The 16,198-nt window shown below is 73.0% G+C and carries 22 protein-coding genes; 15 read left to right on the top strand and 7 right to left on the bottom strand.

Annotated elements, in window-relative coordinates:
• Nucleotides 1–22 precede the first annotated feature (22 nt).
• Both QSJ33_RS07410 and QSJ33_RS07405 read right to left on the bottom strand, forming a co-directional pair.
• A complete protein-coding gene (locus tag QSJ33_RS07410; protein ID WP_285724116.1) occupies nt 23–748 on the bottom strand; it encodes a LytR/AlgR family response regulator transcription factor in 726 nt (241 codons plus the stop codon).
• Nucleotides 745–1,971 (bottom strand): sensor histidine kinase, encoded by a 1,227-nt coding sequence (locus QSJ33_RS07405; RefSeq protein WP_285724114.1) that lies wholly within the window; start codon nt 1,969–1,971, stop codon nt 745–747. Before QSJ33_RS07405 ends, QSJ33_RS07410 begins: the two co-directional genes overlap by 4 nt.
• On the opposite strand from QSJ33_RS07405, the gene QSJ33_RS07400 reads away from it, so the two are divergent.
• Complete coding sequence (locus QSJ33_RS07400) at nt 1,958–2,314, top strand: energy transducer TonB (protein WP_285724112.1); 357 nt, start codon at nt 1,958–1,960, stop codon at nt 2,312–2,314. The genes QSJ33_RS07405 and QSJ33_RS07400 overlap by 14 nt on opposite strands.
• Before the next feature lie 70 nt (nt 2,315–2,384).
• Entirely contained in the window at nt 2,385–2,936 is a 552-nt protein-coding gene (locus QSJ33_RS07395; protein WP_285724110.1) for a glutathione peroxidase, read from the top strand.
• Here QSJ33_RS07395 and QSJ33_RS07390 read toward each other — a convergent pair whose 3' ends face one another.
• Nucleotides 2,937–3,620, bottom strand: coding sequence for a MarC family protein (locus QSJ33_RS07390; protein WP_285724107.1), 684 nt, complete (start codon nt 3,618–3,620; stop codon nt 2,937–2,939).
• Between the two features lie 30 nt (nt 3,621–3,650).
• On the opposite strand from QSJ33_RS07390, the gene QSJ33_RS07385 reads away from it, so the two are divergent.
• The 3 genes from QSJ33_RS07385 to QSJ33_RS07375 all read left to right on the top strand — a co-directional run bounded on the left by QSJ33_RS07385 (nt 3,651) and on the right by QSJ33_RS07375 (nt 5,072).
• A complete protein-coding gene (locus QSJ33_RS07385; protein ID WP_285724105.1) occupies nt 3,651–4,265 on the top strand; it encodes an acyltransferase in 615 nt (204 codons plus the stop codon).
• Between the two features lie 177 nt (nt 4,266–4,442).
• On the top strand, nt 4,443–4,772 hold the full coding sequence (locus tag QSJ33_RS07380; protein WP_285724102.1) for a hypothetical protein: 330 nt from the start codon (nt 4,443–4,445) through the stop codon (nt 4,770–4,772).
• 111 nt (nt 4,773–4,883) lie between these two features.
• Nucleotides 4,884–5,072, top strand: coding sequence for a hypothetical protein (locus QSJ33_RS07375; protein WP_285724101.1), 189 nt, complete (start codon nt 4,884–4,886; stop codon nt 5,070–5,072).
• A 19-nt stretch (nt 5,073–5,091) separates the two neighbouring features.
• Here the strand turns inward: QSJ33_RS07375 and QSJ33_RS07370 are convergent, their stop codons facing one another.
• Entirely contained in the window at nt 5,092–6,027 is a 936-nt protein-coding gene (locus QSJ33_RS07370) for a bifunctional riboflavin kinase/FAD synthetase (protein ID WP_285724099.1), read from the bottom strand.
• Nucleotides 6,027–6,971 (bottom strand): TerC family protein, encoded by a 945-nt coding sequence (locus QSJ33_RS07365; protein WP_285724097.1) that lies wholly within the window; start codon nt 6,969–6,971, stop codon nt 6,027–6,029. The genes QSJ33_RS07370 and QSJ33_RS07365 overlap by 1 nt, the downstream gene beginning before the upstream one ends.
• A gap of 88 nt (nt 6,972–7,059) precedes the next feature.
• On the opposite strand from QSJ33_RS07365, the gene QSJ33_RS07360 reads away from it, so the two are divergent.
• The 10 genes from QSJ33_RS07360 (at nt 7,060) to QSJ33_RS07315 (ending at nt 13,661) form a co-directional block, all read left to right on the top strand.
• Nucleotides 7,060–7,785 carry an RsmE family RNA methyltransferase gene (locus tag QSJ33_RS07360; protein WP_285724095.1) on the top strand — a complete coding sequence of 242 codons (726 nt, stop codon included), beginning with the start codon at nt 7,060–7,062 and terminating at the stop codon, nt 7,783–7,785.
• A 46-nt stretch (nt 7,786–7,831) separates the two neighbouring features.
• Entirely contained in the window at nt 7,832–9,418 is a 1,587-nt protein-coding gene (locus tag QSJ33_RS07355; protein WP_285724093.1) for a M28 family peptidase, read from the top strand.
• Nucleotides 9,419–9,800: 382 nt separating this feature from the next.
• Complete coding sequence (locus QSJ33_RS07350; protein WP_285724091.1) at nt 9,801–10,313, top strand: hypothetical protein; 513 nt, start codon at nt 9,801–9,803, stop codon at nt 10,311–10,313.
• Between the two features lie 7 nt (nt 10,314–10,320).
• Complete coding sequence (locus tag QSJ33_RS07345) at nt 10,321–10,713, top strand: nuclear transport factor 2 family protein (RefSeq protein WP_285724089.1); 393 nt, start codon at nt 10,321–10,323, stop codon at nt 10,711–10,713.
• 81 nt (nt 10,714–10,794) lie between these two features.
• The gene (locus tag QSJ33_RS07340) at nt 10,795–11,250 is read left to right on the top strand and encodes a GNAT family N-acetyltransferase (RefSeq protein ID WP_285724086.1); all 456 of its coding nucleotides are present in this window, start codon (nt 10,795–10,797) and stop codon (nt 11,248–11,250) included.
• 32 nt (nt 11,251–11,282) lie between these two features.
• The gene (locus QSJ33_RS07335) at nt 11,283–11,819 is read left to right on the top strand and encodes a hypothetical protein (RefSeq protein ID WP_285724085.1); all 537 of its coding nucleotides are present in this window, start codon (nt 11,283–11,285) and stop codon (nt 11,817–11,819) included.
• The gene (locus tag QSJ33_RS07330) at nt 11,816–12,319 is read left to right on the top strand and encodes a TspO/MBR family protein (RefSeq protein ID WP_285724083.1); all 504 of its coding nucleotides are present in this window, start codon (nt 11,816–11,818) and stop codon (nt 12,317–12,319) included. The genes QSJ33_RS07335 and QSJ33_RS07330 overlap by 4 nt, the downstream gene beginning before the upstream one ends.
• A gap of 3 nt (nt 12,320–12,322) precedes the next feature.
• Entirely contained in the window at nt 12,323–12,823 is a 501-nt protein-coding gene (locus tag QSJ33_RS07325; protein ID WP_285724081.1) for a hypothetical protein, read from the top strand.
• A 50-nt stretch (nt 12,824–12,873) separates the two neighbouring features.
• Nucleotides 12,874–13,251, top strand: a complete 378-nt coding sequence (locus tag QSJ33_RS07320; RefSeq protein WP_285724079.1) for a cupin domain-containing protein — start codon at nt 12,874–12,876, stop codon at nt 13,249–13,251.
• On the top strand, nt 13,248–13,661 hold the full coding sequence (locus tag QSJ33_RS07315; protein WP_285724077.1) for a nuclear transport factor 2 family protein: 414 nt from the start codon (nt 13,248–13,250) through the stop codon (nt 13,659–13,661). Before QSJ33_RS07320 ends, QSJ33_RS07315 begins: the two co-directional genes overlap by 4 nt.
• 1 nt (nt 13,662) lies before the next feature.
• Here the strand turns inward: QSJ33_RS07315 and QSJ33_RS07310 are convergent, their stop codons facing one another.
• A complete protein-coding gene (locus tag QSJ33_RS07310; RefSeq protein WP_285724075.1) occupies nt 13,663–14,946 on the bottom strand; it encodes a transcription antitermination factor NusB in 1,284 nt (427 codons plus the stop codon).
• A 39-nt stretch (nt 14,947–14,985) separates the two neighbouring features.
• Nucleotides 14,986–16,149: a CsgG/HfaB family protein gene (locus QSJ33_RS07305; RefSeq protein WP_285724073.1), complete on the bottom strand. Its 1,164-nt coding sequence runs from the start codon at nt 16,147–16,149 to the stop codon at nt 14,986–14,988.
• Between the last annotated feature and the right edge of the window lie 49 nt (nt 16,150–16,198).

Raw genomic sequence — 16,198 nt, 5'->3', positions numbered from 1 at the left:
GCCAGCATAGCGCGGCCTGCGGCTACAGCCCCAGCAGCTCCTTCAGCCGCGGGGTGACGCTGCGGCTCACCTCCAGGTCGAGGCCCTCCCCCACGCGGACGGAGGCCCGGCCCCCCTCCAGGGGCTTCAGGCCCAGCACGGCCTCGGGGCGCAGGAGCAGGTGGCGCTGGATGCGGAGCAGCCCCGCCCCCGGGAAGGCGGCCTCCACCTCGGCCAGGGTGGTCCAGGCCGTGCGGTGGCGGGAGCCGGCCGCCCAGGCCCACACCACCTCGGTCTCCACCTCGAAGTGGGAGGTGCGCTTGAGGTCGAGGAACACATGGCCCTCGCCGGCCTTCACGGGGAACCGCTGGGGCAGGGGTCCGACAGCCTCGGACCGCCGGGGCCCACCCTCCCCCAGGCGGGCCAGGCACTTGGCCAGGCGCTCGGCGGAGACGGGCTTCAGGATGTAGTCCGCCGCCGCGGCCTCGAAGGCCCGCACGGCATGCTCGGAGTAGGCGGTGACGAACACCACGGGGGGGCAGGTCCGGCAGTCCGCCAGCTCCACGGCCACCTCCAGCCCGGTGGCGCCGGGCATCTGGATGTCCAGGAAGAGGGCATCCAGGTCCGGGGCGCCCTTCAGCCAGGCCAGCACCGAGGGGCCGTCGGCAAGCTCGGCCTTCACCTCGCAGCCCGCCTCCCGGAGGAGCCGGGCCAGCCGGGTCCGGGCCAGGGGCTCGTCGTCCGCGAGGGCCACGCGCAGGGGTCTCATCGCCGCGTCTCCAGGGTCATGAGGCGGATGGTCGCCACGGACCAGGGTCCCTCCGTTCCCAGGTGGAAGGAAGCCGCCGGACCGTAGGCCAGCCGGAGCCGGGCCTCCAGGTTGCGCAGGCCCACGCCGTTGCCCAGCACCAGGGCCATGGGCCGGCCGGTGTTGGCCACGCGCAGGCACAGGCCCTCGCCCTGGCGGCGCAGGGAGATGGCCAGCTCGCCGCCCTCCAGGTGGGGGGCCAGGCCGTGCTTGAGGGCGTTCTCCACCAGGGGTTGCAGGAGGAAGGGCGGCGCCGCCACCGGATCCAGGGCCCCGTCCCATTCCCAGGAGACCCGCAGCCGCGTTCCCAGCCGCAGGGTCTCCACGGCGAGGTAGCGCTCCACCAGCCGCCGCTCGTCCGCCAGGGGCGCCCGCATCCGGTCGCCGTGGCGCAGCAGGGCCCGGTACAGCTCGGAGAGGTCCAGGATGGCCTGCTCCGCGGCCTCGGGATCCTGCCGCACCAGCTCCGCCAGGCCGTTCAGGGAGTTGAACAGCACATGGGGGCTGAGCTGGCCCCGCAGGAGGATCCACTGGGCCTCCTCCAGGCGGGCCTCCGCAGCCTCCTTCTCCTCGGCGGTGGTCTCCCCGAAGGAGATGATGGCGCCGATGATCGTCATCATGGGCGCGCCCAGGAAGGCCTGGAGGCCGAGGACCCGCAGGAAGGTGACGGGCCGTCCTGCGCCCGTGCCCATGATCTCGGCCTTGGCGGCGTTGTGCCCCACCAGGAACCAGCTGAGGCTCACCAGGAGGACGATGAGCAGGGTGTTGGAGAGGAGGGCCTGGAGGATCCCCCGCAGGAAGGAGGCCCGGCCCCGGTCGTCCCCCGTCCACCGCCAGGGCAGGGGGCTCAGGAAGCCGTAGGAGAAGGAGATCAGGAACGGCATGAGCAGGGCGTTGGCCAGGGCCCCGGGGTGGTGGATCTGCGGGGAGAACGGCCCCAGGACGAACTGCACGACGGTGAAGAGCACCGCGAAGATCAGCACGATGATCCAGGGCGTCCGCTTGCGGAGGCGGGCACGGAAGTGCCGGTGCAGGGGGTCCAGGCGCATGCCGTCAGCTTGCCCGAGGCGGGCCCGGATCCCCAGCCCGGGCTTCCCGGCGGTTCCCTCCCGCCGCCCAGCGGCATCCGGGGCCCGGCGAGCCGGGGCGGCCCCCATGGCATCCTGGGGCATGTCCTGGCTCACCCGGCTCCTCCGACGTTCCGCGCCCCTGCCCGAGCCCGCCCTGGACCACTCGGTGGCCCAGCGCCTCGCCGCGGCGGGGAAGGACCCCGCCCGGGTGCAGGCCCAGCCCGCGGAGCCCCTGGAGATCCCGGCCCGGCCCCTCCTGCCGGGCTTCACCGGCACCGTGAGCCTGGAGCTGACCCTGGACGCCACGGGCCGCGTGGCGGAGGTCCGGCTGGAGGGCGGCCCCCCCGAGGCCGCGGCGGAGCTGACGGCCTGGGCCCGGGCCTGGCGCTTCAGCCCGGCGCGGCTCGAGGGCCAGGCCCACCCCTGCCGCATGGTCTTCCAGGTGGCCTGGCCCTGAGGGCCGTGTCCAGATCGGCGCCCGGGCGGGCTTCCCTGTCGCGACCTATACTCTCGGCTCCGGAGGGCCCATGCGCCTGCTTCCCCTCGCCGCGATGCTGCTCGTCCTGGCCCCCGCCGCCGCCGGCGGCCCCGCCCCCGAAAGGAAGGCCCCCATGTCCCTCTACGACTTCAGCCTCGACACCCTCGCCGGGAAGCCCCAGGCCCTCTCCGCCTACCGCGGCAAGGTGGTGCTGGCCGTGAACGTGGCCAGCGCCTGCGGCTACACGCCCCAGTACGCGGGCCTCGAGAAGCTCTACCAGCGCTACCGCGACCAGGGGCTCGTGGTGCTCGGCTTCCCCTGCAACCAGTTCGGCGGCCAGGAGCCCGGCACCCCCGCGGAGATCCAGGCCTTCTGCAGCACCACCTACGGCGTCACCTTCCCGCTGTTCGCCAAGCTCGACGTGAAGGGCCCCCACCAGGCGCCCGTGTACCAGTTCCTCACGAAGGGCTTCGGCGAGCCCCAGTGGAACTTCCACAAGTACCTCGTGGGCCGGGACGGCCGGGTGCTCCAGGCCTTCCCGAGCAAGGTGGCCCCCGAGAGCCCCGAGTTGACCGCCGCCCTCGAGGCCGCGCTGAAGTAGCTACTTCAGCGCCGCGACCGCCGCCGGCGCGTGCTGGATCTCCACGGCGAGGGCCTTCACGCCGTTGATGAGGAACTGCATGGCCACGGCCGCCAGGATGAGGCCCATGAGCTTGTTCACCACCTTGGTGCCGATGGCCCCCAGGCGGGCGAACACCGCCGGCGCGTTGCGCAGGAAGAGGTAGACGATCCAGGCGTTCAGCAGGATGGCCACCAGCACCACGCCGTACTCGGACCAACTGAGGCCCGCGATCATGCCCATCACTGTGGAGAGGGTGCCGGGGCCCGCCAGGAGCGGGATGCCGAAGGGGATGATGGCGAAGTCCTCCGGCAGCTTGCGGCTGGCCTCGGCCTTCTCGTCCTCCGTGCTGCGCTCGCGGGGGTCGTCGCCGTACAGCATGGAGATGGCCCGGTAGAGCACCAGCACGCCGCCCACGAACTGCATGGCGAGCGCCGTGAACCCGAAGAGGCTGAAGATGAACTGGCCCACGAGGGCGAAGGCCACCATGGCCGTGCCCGCCGTGAGGGCCGCCTTCCGCGCGCTGCGGCGCAGGGCCGGCGACGGCATTCCCGCCGTGGAGGCGGCGAACACCGCCGCGCCGCTGATGGGGTTCAGCACCGAGAAGAGGGTGGTGACCGCCCCGAGGGCGAAGGACCAGGTGGGCAGGGGCGTCAGGTGCGGCATGGGCCCAGGGTAGCGCGTACCATGGGGCCCATGCGCGACCTCGCGGCCCTCCGGGAACAGCACCAGCGCCGGCTCAGCTGGATGCCCTGGCTCTATTTCGCCCTCAAGCCCCGCCACCGGGCCTGGGCCGAGGCCTGGCAGGCGGAGGTGCAGGCCCGCCTGCAGGCGCAGGAGACGGTCCGCCTCGGAGCAGGGTGCTTCATCGCGCCCGAGGCCGCCCTCTTCGGCGAACCCGGCCGCGGCATCGTCACGGGCGACCGCTGCGCCGTGGCGGCCCAGGCCTTCCTCCACGGGCCCCTCACCCTGGGGGACGACGTGAGCATCAACGCCGGGGCCCGGCTCGACGGCGGCCGGAAGGGCATCACCGTGGGCGACGGCACGCGCATCGCCAGCGGGGCCGTCCTCTACGCCTTCGACCACGGGATCCGCCCCGACCGGCCCGTGCGGGACCAGCCCGTGCGCTCCCGGGGCATCCGCCTCGGCGCGGACGTGTGGATCGGCGCCAACGCCGGCGTCACGGACGGCGTCACCGTGGGCGACCACGCCGTGGTGGCCATGGGCGCCGTGGTGACGCGGGACGTGCCCGACTGGGCCATCGTGGCCGGCGTGCCCGCCGTGGTGGTGGGGGACAGGCGGGAGCGGTAGGGCGTGGCCCCCTGCAACAGGGGCCGGCTCGGAGGATGCATTTCGCGCGATCGGCTTTTCCGACACCCATGTCAAGCCTATCGTTTGCAGCTTATCCAGCCTTGGCACGGGCCGTGAAACACCCCCGGCGAGCCTCCTGCCGCACCCGCCCGGAGGCTCCCTTCCCTGGAGGAAGCCATGCGAAGCCTTGCCACCCTGGGCCTGCTCATCCTGTCCGTCCTGCCCCTGGCCGCCCGCGACCACGACCACGGCCCCTGGCGCGGGCGCGGCCCCCGGCGCGTGGTGGTGCTGGAAGCCCGCCCCGATCGCGACGACCGCTGCTACGACCGGTATGACCGCTATGACCGCTACGACCGCTACGACCGTGACGACGACCGCTGGGAGGACCGGGCCTGCCGCGACGACCGCCCCCGGTACCGCGCCTACGACGACGACGTGGTGGTGGTCCGCCCCCGGCCCCTGGCGCCCCCCTGGCGGAGCCGGATCGTCCTCCGCTTCGGCTGGTAGACAGCCATTGTCCGTCCGGAGCCCCCACCATGATCTCGGGAGCGCTCGACATCCCCCCCTTGACGAACACGAAAAAAAGACGAATACTGGCTCCATCGGACGGAGCTTCCCATGCGGACCTTCGGCTACAAATTCAGCGGCTACTTCATGGAATACGGCCCCGTCGAGGCCCGGAGCCTCGACGAAGCCAAGGCGAACATCCGGCGGAAGCTGGGGGTGACCCGGCTGCCCCTGGGGTTCCAGGTCTGGGATCTGGCGGAGCGGCCCCTCGCCCGCTGGCGGGTCGCGGCCGCCAGCTGAGGGCCGGCCGCCGGGCCCTTCAGCCCTGGTTCGCCGCCCACCAGGCGCGGCCCTGGGCCACGTCCTTCTCGATCTGGTCCCGCAGCGCGTCCACGGAGGCGAACTTCGCCTCGCCCCGGAGGCGGTGCAGGAAGCGCAACTCCAGGCGGGCCCCGTAGAGGTCGCCCTCGAAGTCCGGCAGGTGGGTCTCCACTGTGAGGCGTTTGCCCTCGAAGGTGGGCTTCTCGCCCACGTTGGTGAGGCCCATGCGGGGCTCGCCATGGTGGGGGCAGAGGGACTGGGTGACGTACACGCCATGGGCCGGCAGCTGCTCCTGCTCCCAGGCTAGGTTGGCCGTGGGGAAGCCCAGGTGCCGGCCGCGCCGGTCGCCCTCCACCACCACCCCCGTCAGGGCGTAGGGGTGGCCCAGCAGGGCCGCGGCGGCTTCCACCTCGCCCCGGTCCAGGGCCTCCCGGATGCGGGTGCTGGAAAGGCGGCCGCCGTCCGCCGCCTTCAGGGCCAGGGTGTGGACGCGGCACGCGTGCGCCTCGCCCCAGGCCTCCAGCGTGGCCACGTCGCCCCGGCGGTCCCGCCCGAAGCAGAAGGCCCGGCCCACGTGCAGCTCCGCAGGCGCCAGGGCCCGGCGGAGCTGGTGGAGGAAGGCCTCGGGCGACAGCTCGGAGAAGAGGCGGCTGAAGGGGATCACCCAGGCCAGGTCCATGCCCTCGGCTTCGAAGGCCGCCAGGCGCTGGGCCAGGGTCATGAGCAGCTTCGGCCGCCGCTCCGGCGCCACCACCACGGTGGGGTGGGGATCGAAGGTCACCACCGCCGCCCGCAGGCCCAGGGCCCGGGCGCGGGCCGCGGCCGCGCGCAGGAGCTCCCGGTGGCCGGCGTGGACGCCATCGAAGTTGCCCAGGGTGACGACGAGGGGGCCGGCGGCCGGAGCCTCCTCCAGGGCGTGATGCCAGACCTCCATCAGGCGCCCTCCCCCCGCTCGGCGGGCCAGGCCAGGCTGGCCACCACGCTGCCCGCCAGGACCGACGCGATCACCAGCAGGCTGTACTGCACGGGGATGTGCACCCACTCCGCGACGCACATCTTCACGCCCACGAAGGCCAGCACCACGGCCAGGCCCGTCTTCAGGTGGTGGAAGCGGTCCATCATCTTGGCCAGCAGGAAGTAGAGGCTCCGCAGGCCCAGGATGGCGAAGATGTTCGAGGTGTAGACCACGAAGGGGTCGCGGGTCACCGCCAGCACGGCGGGGATGGAATCCACGGCGAAGACCAGGTCCGTCACCTCGATGGTGAGGAGCACCAGCAGCATGGGCGTGGCGTAGCGCCGCCCGGCCTTCAGTACGGTCAGGTGCTCGTGGCCTCCCTTCTCGTCGAAGGGCACCAGGCGGCGGAAGGTCCGCACCATCCAGTTGTCCGCCGGGTCGGCCTCCTTCTCCTTCACCAGCAGCATCTTCAGGCCCGTGTAGACCAGGAAGCCGCCGAAGACGTACATCATCCATTCGAAGCGGTTCAGCAGCGCCGTGCCCGCCAGGATCATGGCGGCGCGCATGATGAGCGCCCCCAGCACGCCCCAGAAGAGCACCCGGTGCTGGTGCCGGAGGTCCACCTCGAAGCTCTGGAACACGAGGACGAACACGAAGAGGTTGTCCACGCTGAGGGACTTCTCCAGCACGTAGCCGGTCATCCACTCCAGCCCCTTCTGGGTGCCCTCGCCCCAGAAGATCAGGCCGCAGAACCCCATGGCCAGCACGATCCACACGGCGCTCCAGGCGGCCGCCTCCCGCATGCTGGGCGCGTGGATGCGGCGGTTGAACACGCCCAGGTCCAGGGCCAGCATGAAGAAGATGAAGGCGTGGAAGCCTCCCCAGGCCCACCAGGGAGCGGCTTGAAGCAGGGCGTCGGCCAAGGATCCTCCGGTCTTCCAGCTTAGCGAGGCAGGGAAGGGGGGCGCCGATGACCCTTGCGACGCGCTCCGGCGATGGGAAGATGGCCCCGTGAGCCTGCCCCGCTTCTTCCTCGACGCCCCGTCTACGCCCCCCGCCGAGGGCCTCGCCCTGCCCCTGGGGGCCGAGGCGGCCCGCCACCTCCGGGCCCTGCGCCTGCGTCCCGGGGCCGCCCTCGAGGTGGTGCTGGGCGAGGCGGCCTGGCGGGCGGACCTGGCCGAGCTGGACCGGGAGCGGGCCCTGGCCCGCCTGGTGGCCCCCCTGGCCGAGGACCGCGAGCCCCCCGTGGCCCTGGAGGCCTGCCTGCCCCTCACGGCCCAGCTCAGCCTCTGGGACGAGTGGCTGCCGCCCCTGGTGGAGCTGGGCGTCACCCGCATCCAGCCCGTGGCCTTCGCCCGCAGCGAGTTCGACGCCGCCAAGACCGCCGCCCGCATGGAGCGCTGGCGCCGCCTCATCCTCGCCGCCTGCGAGCAGAGCCACCGCACCCGGCGGCCCGAGCTGCGCCCCCCCATGGCCTTCGACGGCCTCCTCGCCTGGCCCACCGCGCAGAAATGGGTGGCCTACGAGCTGGCCACGGGCCAGGCCAACCCCGCCCTGCGGCCCGAACCCCTGGCCTTCACCTGCGGGCCCGAGGGCGGCATCACGGATGACGAATTCGCCGCCCTGGCCCAGGCCGGCTGGGTGTCCGTGAGCCTGGGCCGCAGCATCCTCCGGGCCGTCACGGCCCCCGTGGCCCTCCTGGGGGCCGTGCAGTTCGAGCTGGGCCGCTCGCTTTAGCCGCGTCTTGCGAGGTATCCTGGGCGATCCACCCCCCGGAGCCGCCATGCCCTCCCGCCGCGCCCTGTCCCTCCTCCTCGCCGCCGGCCTGCTGCCGGCCCAGGCGCCGAACACAGCCCCGAAGGTGATGGAAGCCCCCCTGCGGGCCCACCTGGCCTTCCTGGCGGACGACCTGTTGGAGGGCCGGGGCACCGGGCAGCGGGGCGGCGACCTCGCCGTGCGCTACCTGGAGACCCAGCTCCAGGCCCTGGGCCTCCAGCCTGCCCGGGGCGCCTCCTACCGCCAGCCCGTGGCGCTGGCCGGCATCCGCACCCTGCCGGGCCGCAGCATCCTGAGCTTCGCGGGGGGCAACACCTGCGCCACGCCGGCCTTCGGTTCCGAGATCGTCTACGGCGCCGGCCAGCCCGCGGCCAACCTCCGCCTCGACGCGCCCCTGGTCTTCGTGGGCTACGGCATCGCCGATCCCGCCGAGCACTGGGACGACTACAAGGGCCTGGACGCCAGGGGCAAGGTGCTGGTCATGCTCGTGAACGAGCCCGCCCCCACGGCCGCCGAGCCCCACCGCTTCGGGGGCCAGGACCTCACCTACGACGGCCGCTGGACCTACAAGTTCGAGGAGGCCGCCCGCCGCGGGGCCGCCGGGGTGCTGCTCATCCACACCACGGCCTCCGCCAGCTACGGCTGGAGCGTGGTGCAGAACGGCTGGGACGCGGAGCGCTTCCAACTCAAGGGCCAGGGCGGGACGCCCCTCCAGGGCTGGCTCAGCGAGGCCACGGCCAAGAAGCTCTTCGCCCAGGGCGGCCAGGACCTCGACGCCCTGCGGGCCCGGGCCCAGGATCGCGACTTCCACCCCGTGCCCCTGGACCTGCGGGCCGAGGGCACCCTGGTGAGCGAGGTGCGCACCGTGCCCCAGTTCAACGTGGCCGGCGTGGTGCCCGGCACGGATCCGAAGCTGAAGGACGAGGTGGTGATCTACTCCGCCCACTGGGACCACCTGGGCACGGGCGCGCCGGATGCCCACGGCGACGGCATCTACAACGGCGCCGTGGACAACGCCTCCGGCTGCGCGGGCCTGCTGGCCATGGCCCAGGGCGCCATCCAGCACCCCGCGAAGCGCAGCCAGATGTTCCTCTTCGTCTGCGCCGAGGAGCAGGGCCTGCTGGGCTCCAAGGGCTACACGGCCGATCCCCTGTGGCCCCTGGCGAAGACCGCCGCGGACCTGAACCTGGACAGCCTCAACTTCGTGGCCCCCACCCGGGACATCGGCCTGCCCTTCGCCGAGCGCAGCACCCTGGGCGATCTGGGCGCCGCCCTGGCGAAGGCCGAGCACCTGGCCGTGGCCGCCCCCCGGCCCGACACCGGCGGCGGCTACTTCCGCTCCGACCACTACAGCTTCGTGCAGGCCGGCGTGCCCGCCCTCTCCATCTACGGCGGCCGCGACTACGTGGGCGCCGACCCCGCCGCCCTCAAGGCCCAGGCCCAGGCCTACGGCGCCCGCTACCACCAGGTCACCGACGAGTACGACCCCGCCTGGAACCTGGGCGGCATGATCCAGCAGGCCCAATTCACCCTCGACCTCGGCCAGGCCGTCGCCAACGCCCCCACCAAGCCCACCTTCAAGGCCGCACGGTAGGGCCCCGCACTTACACGACCACCGACCTTCCCGTCGCCTGTGCTGGTACCCTGGGGTCCCTTTCCCGGGATGCCCGGATGACCCACGCCCATCCGAGCCCAGGCCGAGCCCGTGGGGCTGAGGGGCTTTGAAAAACCACCAACCCCGCGAACGAAGCCCCAGGCCTGCGGTTCGCCTGATTCATCGTTGGGCCACGCCGATCCGTCGAAATCCCTTGGCGCATGCCCCCTGAATGGTGAGGATCGCGTTGATCCATTCCCCTCCGCCGCCTGTCCAGGCCCCCAATCCCGTGGCAGACCTGCCGCTGTTACCCGGGTCAGACGCGCTGATCCTGGGCGTATACCACTGGACCGTGGCCCATTCCGTGAGCCTGCAGGGGGTGGTGCGTCAACTGGCCGCCGCCGACGGCAAGGCACGCTACCGGCTGCTCCCCGGACTCGGCGCGCGGTTCGAGTTCACCGTCTCGGCTGCAGATGGGGAGTACCAGGTCAACATCGAGGTCCCCATCCTCGCCTGGACACGGTGTCACGATGCCCTGGAACCCTGGATCGCCAGTTCCCTCTTCCTGGCGCTGGAGGTCATCAGCAAAGAGAAGTACCGTGGGAATCCCAACCCACATCAATACGTCTTCCTCCCAAGCTCCATTCGCGCCTCCTTTGACTTCCAAAGCCAAGTCCGGAGGGAACTCCAGGCCATCGACCCCTTAAGGTTGAAGGACCTCCCCGATGGCGCCCGCCTTTACAACTTGGGCTTCCCACCGACCTCGGCCCTTCAGGAAGGGTCCTCGCGAAGGCCGCTTCCCAGCGGTTTGAGACCGCCCCCTGAACCGAAGCCCGATCTGGACCCCTCCTCATCGTTGCCCGCGCCCGATCCACGTCACCCGCCTCTCCCGTGAGGTTCCGATGGATTTCCCGAACAAGGCCAAGGTGCCGCCGCCGCTCCGGCCCTATGTCGAGGCCTGGGGAAACCAGGATGCCGAGGCCCTGTCGGCCTGCTTCGAGGAGGCCTGCGAGTTCGACTCCCCGCTCCTGGACCACCCCCTGAAGGGCCGGGCTTCCGTCCGGGCGTATTTTTCGGAGCTGTTCTCCAAGGTCCCGGCGATCCAGACCCACGGATCCCGGTTCTTCGTGCACGGGAATTCCACCCTGACCGTCACCGAGCTCACGGTGGAGAATCCAAGCTGGGGCCAGGGTCGGTACCTGATGACCACGGCCCAGCTCCAGCGGTTTTCCGACGCGGGCCTGATCGCGCGCATGGAGGTCTACACCGACGTCGAAGCCGCCGTGAAGCTCTAGCATCCCCGGCCTGTTCCGGGCCGTCGCCGACACCCCTGCGGCCCTCCCCCTCCCCGCCTTCCGGACCCCGCCCCCGATCCCATGGACATCCGACGCGACGATCTCTCCGGCCCTGAGGTGCAGGCCCTCCTGGAGGAGCACCTGCGGAACATGCGCAGCCTCTCGCCCCCCGAGAGCGTGCATGCGCTGGACCTCACGGCGCTGCGCCAGCCGGGGGTCACGTTCTGGTCCGCCTGGTCCGGGCCCGTGCTGGTGGGCTGCGGGGCCCTGAAGGAGCTCAGCCCCGTGCATGGCGAGGTCAAGTCCATGCGAACGGCCTCCGACCACCGGCGCAAAGGCGTGGCCCAGGCCATGCTCCGCCATATCCTGGGCGTGGCCGCCGCCCGCGGCTACCAGCGGCTGAGCCTGGAGACGGGCGCTCAGCCCGCCTTCGAGCCCGCCCGCCGGCTGTACGAGCGCTTCGGCTTCCAGTACTGCCCCCCGTTTGAAGGCTACACGGAGGATCCGAACAGCGTGTTCATGACCCGCGCGCTGTAAGCCCCCCTCGAAACCCTCCCCCCCGAGGCCCCATGCGCCGACCCCTCGCCCCCTTCCTCGCCGCCTGCGTCCTGGCCCTTCCGCTCCCGGGGCAGGGGGCGCCCCTGCGGGATCCGCTGCTGGAGCACCTGGCGGGGACCTGGGTGCTGCGGGGGACGCTGGCGGGGAAGACGACCACGCACGACGTGACGGGGACCTGGGAGCTGGGCCACCAGTACCTGACGCTCCGGGAGCGGGCCCGGGAGCTGGACGCCCAGGGGCGCTCCCAGTACGAGGCCCTGGTCCTCCTGGGCTGGGACGCGGCGACGCAGGAGTACCAGTGCCTGTGGCTGGACACCACCGGGGGCGGCGGCCTCGCGCCCCAGTTCCTCGGCCTGGGCCGGCGCACGGGCGAGGCCATCCCCTTCGCCTTCCGCGACCGGGACGGCCGCCTGTCCTTCACCAACACCTTCGCCTACCACCCCGCCACCGACACCTGGACCTGGGCCCTGGACAACGTGCAGGATGGCAAGGCCATCCCCTTCGGGCGGGTGACCCTGACCCGCGCCGTCCCCCGGAGGACCCCATGACCCGCCTGGCGCCCATGTCCGCCCCCAGCCTCCTCGGCCTCCTGGGCTGGGAGGGCCTCTGTTTCGCGGCGGCGGCGCTGGGGGCCGTGGCCTCGGTGCGGGCCGGGGCCTTCTACGCGCAGCTCCAGCGCCCGGCCTGGGCGCCTCCGGGCTGGATCTTCGGCCCGGTGTGGAGCGTGCTCTACCTCCTGATGGGCGTGGCGGCCTGGCTCGTCTGGCGCGAAGGCGGCTTCCGGGCCGCCCGGGGCGCCCTGCTCCTGTTCCTGCTCCAGCTGGCCGTCAACGCCCTCTGGAGCTGGCTGTTCTTCCGCTGGCACCTGGGCGCCGCGGCGATGGTGGACGTCCTCCTGCTCTGGGGGCTCATCCTGGCCTGCGCCCTGGCCTTCCGGCACCACCGGCCCCTGGCGGGGGTCCTGCTCCTGCCCTACCTGGCCTGGGTCACCTTCGCCACCGCCCTCACCTGGGCCGTGTGGCGGGCCAATCCCCGCCTGCTGGGCTGAGCCGTGGCCGACACCTTCCTCCAGCGCATCCCCACGCTGGCCGAGCCGGCGCTGCGGGCCTACCTGGACCGCCCCGGCGACTACCGGCCCGAGGCGGTGCGGGCCGCCGCGGAGGAGCTGCGGCGGCGGGGCCGGGGGCCCACGGAGGCGGAGTGGCAGGCCCTTGAGGCCGCCCTGGCGCCGGCTGAATCGTCGGGCCCCGATCCCCGGCGCCTGCGGGCCCTGGCCCGGTGGACGCTGATCCTGGGCCTGGGGACGGCGCTGCTGATCTACGCCACGGCGAAGCCCGCGCCGCCGGATCCCCTGGGCTACGACCCCCTGGACACCAAGCGCTACCTGCGGGAGCTGGAGGTCTTCGGGGGCAAGGCCAACATCCTGGCCACCCAGTTCCGCCAGTGGTTCGAGGGCCTGTGGGAGGGCCGGAACCTGGCGTACACGGTGGCGACGCTCACCGGCCTCCTGGCCGGCCTGCTCCGCTTCCTGGGGCGGGAACCCCGGGCCTGAGGCTTCCGGCCGATGGGCCCCGGTGGGAGGATGGCCCCGTAGGAGGTCCCATGGACGCCCCCCGCTCGCCCGCCCGCCTCGCCGCGGCCCTCACGGAGCGCTGGTCGCCGCGGGTGGTGGCGGAGCTGGAGGACGTCTACGTCAAGGTGGCCAAGGTGGAGGGCACCCTGGTGTGGCACCGCCACGACGACGAGGACGAGCTGTTCTACGTGCTGAAGGGCCGCCTCCGGCTGGAGCTGGAGGACCGGGCCGCCGTGGCGCTGGGGGAGGGCGAGCTCTTCGTGGTGCCGAAGGGGGTGGGCCACCTGCCCGTGGCCGAGGCGGAGTGCCACCTGCTGCTCATCGAGCGGAAGACCACCCGGCACACCGGCGACACGACCATTGCCCAGACCCGCTCCCTCGCGGACCAGCTGCGGCCCCTGCCATGAGCCGGGCCGGGCGATGGGCCGCCCTCCCGGCCCTCCTCCTCCTGGGGGCCTGCCATCCCCCCTCGGGGACCGTCCCGGCCTCGGCCGATCCCGGCATCCGGACGGTGCAGGCCTTCTTCGAGGCCTACCGCCAGCGGGACCTGGACGGCCTGATGCGGTGCTTCACGGCGGATGCCACCTTCCGGGGCACCGGGGGCACCCTGGACCGGGCGCAGATCCAGGCCTACTTCCAGCGCACCTTCCGGGACCACCCGGACCTCCAGGTGGAGGCCGGCACGCCGGCGCGCACCGGGACCACCGTCCGGGTCCGGGTCCGCGTCCAGGCGGGGACCGCCACCGTCCAGACCTGGGTCTTCGAGCTGGCCGGCCCCCTCATCCGGACCTACGCCCTGGACCTGTCCGCCCGCTGAGTCAGCGGGTGAGGGCGAAAGCCTGGAAGCCCTCGCCCTCCCAGGCCAGGGGATCGGGGCGGAAGAAGCTGGTGCGGTCGCCCTCGGCCTCCGAGGCGGCCCCCAGGGCCGCGGGCCAGACGGGAGCCGGGCGCAGGTCGGGGCGGGCGGCCAGGAGGGCGGCGCGGTGGGCGGCGCCCTCCTCGGGCAGCCAGGAGCAGACGGCGTAGATCAGCAGCCCGCCGGGGGCGAGGCGGTCCGCCGCCGCCAGGAGGAGCCGCCGCTGGAGGGCCGCGAGGCGGGGCAGGTCGAGGGCATCCCCCAGCCAGGGCAGCTCCGGGTGCTTCTGGAGGGTGCCGCTGCCGCTGCAGGGGGCGTCCAGGAGGAGGAGGTCGAAGGTTCCGGGGGTGTCTTCCAGCCAGACGGCCGCGTCGGTCACGACGACCTCGGCCTTCAGGCCCCGCTGCTGGAGGGTGCGCTTCAGGCGCTCGGCCCGGCCGGGCTGCTGCTCCAGGGCCCAGAGCTCGGCCCCGGGGTGGCGCAGGGCCAGGCCCGTGGTCTTGCCGCCGGGGGCGGCGCAGGCATCGAGGATGCGGGTGGGCGTGCGGTCCCAGGCGTAGGCCAGGAGGGCCTGGGAGCTGCGGTCCTGGACCATGCCGCCGCCCGCCTCCAGCCAGGCCCGGGGGAAGGGTGCGTCTTCCGCCTGGCGCAGGCAGCCCGGGATGGCCCCGTCGGGTTCCAGGCCCGCGGGCACCTCGCCCGCCAGGCGGCGGAAGGCCGCGTGGGGGGGCCGGCTGAGGCGGGTCCAGAGGGTTTCCGTGTCCCGGGCCTGGCCGTGGGGCGCCAGGGCGGCGGCCAGCACTTTTTCCGCGAAGGGGCTGCGGTCCAGGCGGGCGGGCAGGGCCTCCAGGGCCGTCCGCAGGGCGTCGCGGTCCTTCGCCGCCCGGCGCAGGAGGGCGTTCACCAGGCCGCGGTGGGGCGGGAAGCCGATGGCCCGGTCCGCGGCCAGGCCCACGGCCTCGTTCACGGCGGCGAAGTCGGCCACGCCCGGCAGCCAGGCCAGCTGGGCCAGGCCCACGGCCAGGGCCACCCGGGTGCCCAGGGGCACGCCCCGGTCGGGATCCTTGAGCTGGGGCTTCACGAAGGCCTGGAGCCGCCCCCAGTGGCGCAGGCAGAGGCCCAGCAGGGCCTGGGCCAGCCCCGCCTCCTCGCCCAGGCCGCGGTCCCACACGTCCGGCACCCGCTCCCCGTCCCCGAAGACCCCGTGCAGGGCGTGGGCGACGTGAAGGCGGGCGGGGGTGGGCATGGGACTCCGGGCGAAACCCCGATTATCCCGCGAAGGGCCTCACAGCTCCTTCAGGATCTCGGCCTTCTTGGCCTCGTACTCCTTCTTGTCCAGCAGGCCCTTCTTGTAGAGCTCCTGGAGCCGCTTCAGGCGCTCCTCCGGGCTGGCCTTCGCCGGGGCCGCGGCGGTCTCGGGCGCGGGGCGAGGGGCCGGTTCCGCGGCGGGGGCGGAGCGGGCCTCCACCCGACGCAGGGCGTCCTGCAGGGCGAGGGCGTCCTCGCACTCCTTCAGGGCGTTCTGGAAGATGCTGGCGTCGGGCTGCATGTCCAGGGCCGACCGGAGCAGGGGGAGGGCCTCCTCGTACTGGCCCTGGGCGAAGCGGATGATGCCCAGGTTGTAGTACGCCCGGGGGTAGTACTTGGGCTTCTGGCCCTTGTCCGCCTTGGACTGGGCGAGGCCGGTCTCGGCCAGGTCCAGGGCGCCCCGCAGGTCGCCGGCCTTGAGGCGCTCGTGGGCCCGGTCCATGCCGAAGACGCTGTCGTCGAAGAAGGTGAGCTTGCGCGTCTCGCTCCAGGGCAGGAGCATCCGCAGCACCTTGCCCTTGGCGGTCTCGAAGGCCAGGCGGCGCACGTCGGCGTCGCGCGGGTAGGCGGGCCAGCCGTCGTACGAGCTGTTCACGAGGCTGGGCGTGTCCTCCAGGCGCTGGGCGCCGAAGACGCGGCCGGTGCTGAGGTCCACCACCTGCACGGTGGCGCTGAAATCCAGGCTGGTGATGCTGGTGCGGCGGAGGCGCACCACCTCCTGCTTGGTCTTGTAGTCCGTGCTGCGCTCCTCCTTGGTGGCCTGGGTGTGGCTGAGGTCGGAGCGGTTCACGTTCACGATGACGAGGGCGCTGGGGCCCAGCAGCTTCCCCAGCTTCGCGATGGTGGCGGGCTCGATGTAGCCGCTGGCGCCCAGCTCCTGCTCCTTCAGCACCGCGTCGAGGTGGGCCCGGTCCACCACCTCCACCTGGCCGCTCTGCACCAGGTCGGCGGTGAGGGCGTCCGCCAGCTCCCGGGAGTTGGCGTCGGGCGCGGGGGCGAAGGCCAGGCGGGCGATCTTGAGGCCCAGGCCCGGGGGATGGGTGACCGCCACCTCCACCTTGGGGTTGGCCAGCTCGCTCCAGAACTGGGCGTGGACGGGCAGGGCGAGCAGCACCAGGGCGGCGGGGACGGACAGGCGCATGGACACTCCGGACGGCCCTGTCAGGCTATCAGGTCCGGACCGGCTACCC

Source organism: Geothrix rubra, from assembly GCF_030268065.1.
Taxonomy (GTDB): Bacteria; Acidobacteriota; Holophagae; order Holophagales; family Holophagaceae; genus Geothrix; species Geothrix rubra.
The sequence above is the reverse complement of the archived record's forward strand: the minus strand, read 5'-3'. Positions and strand labels throughout refer to the sequence as shown.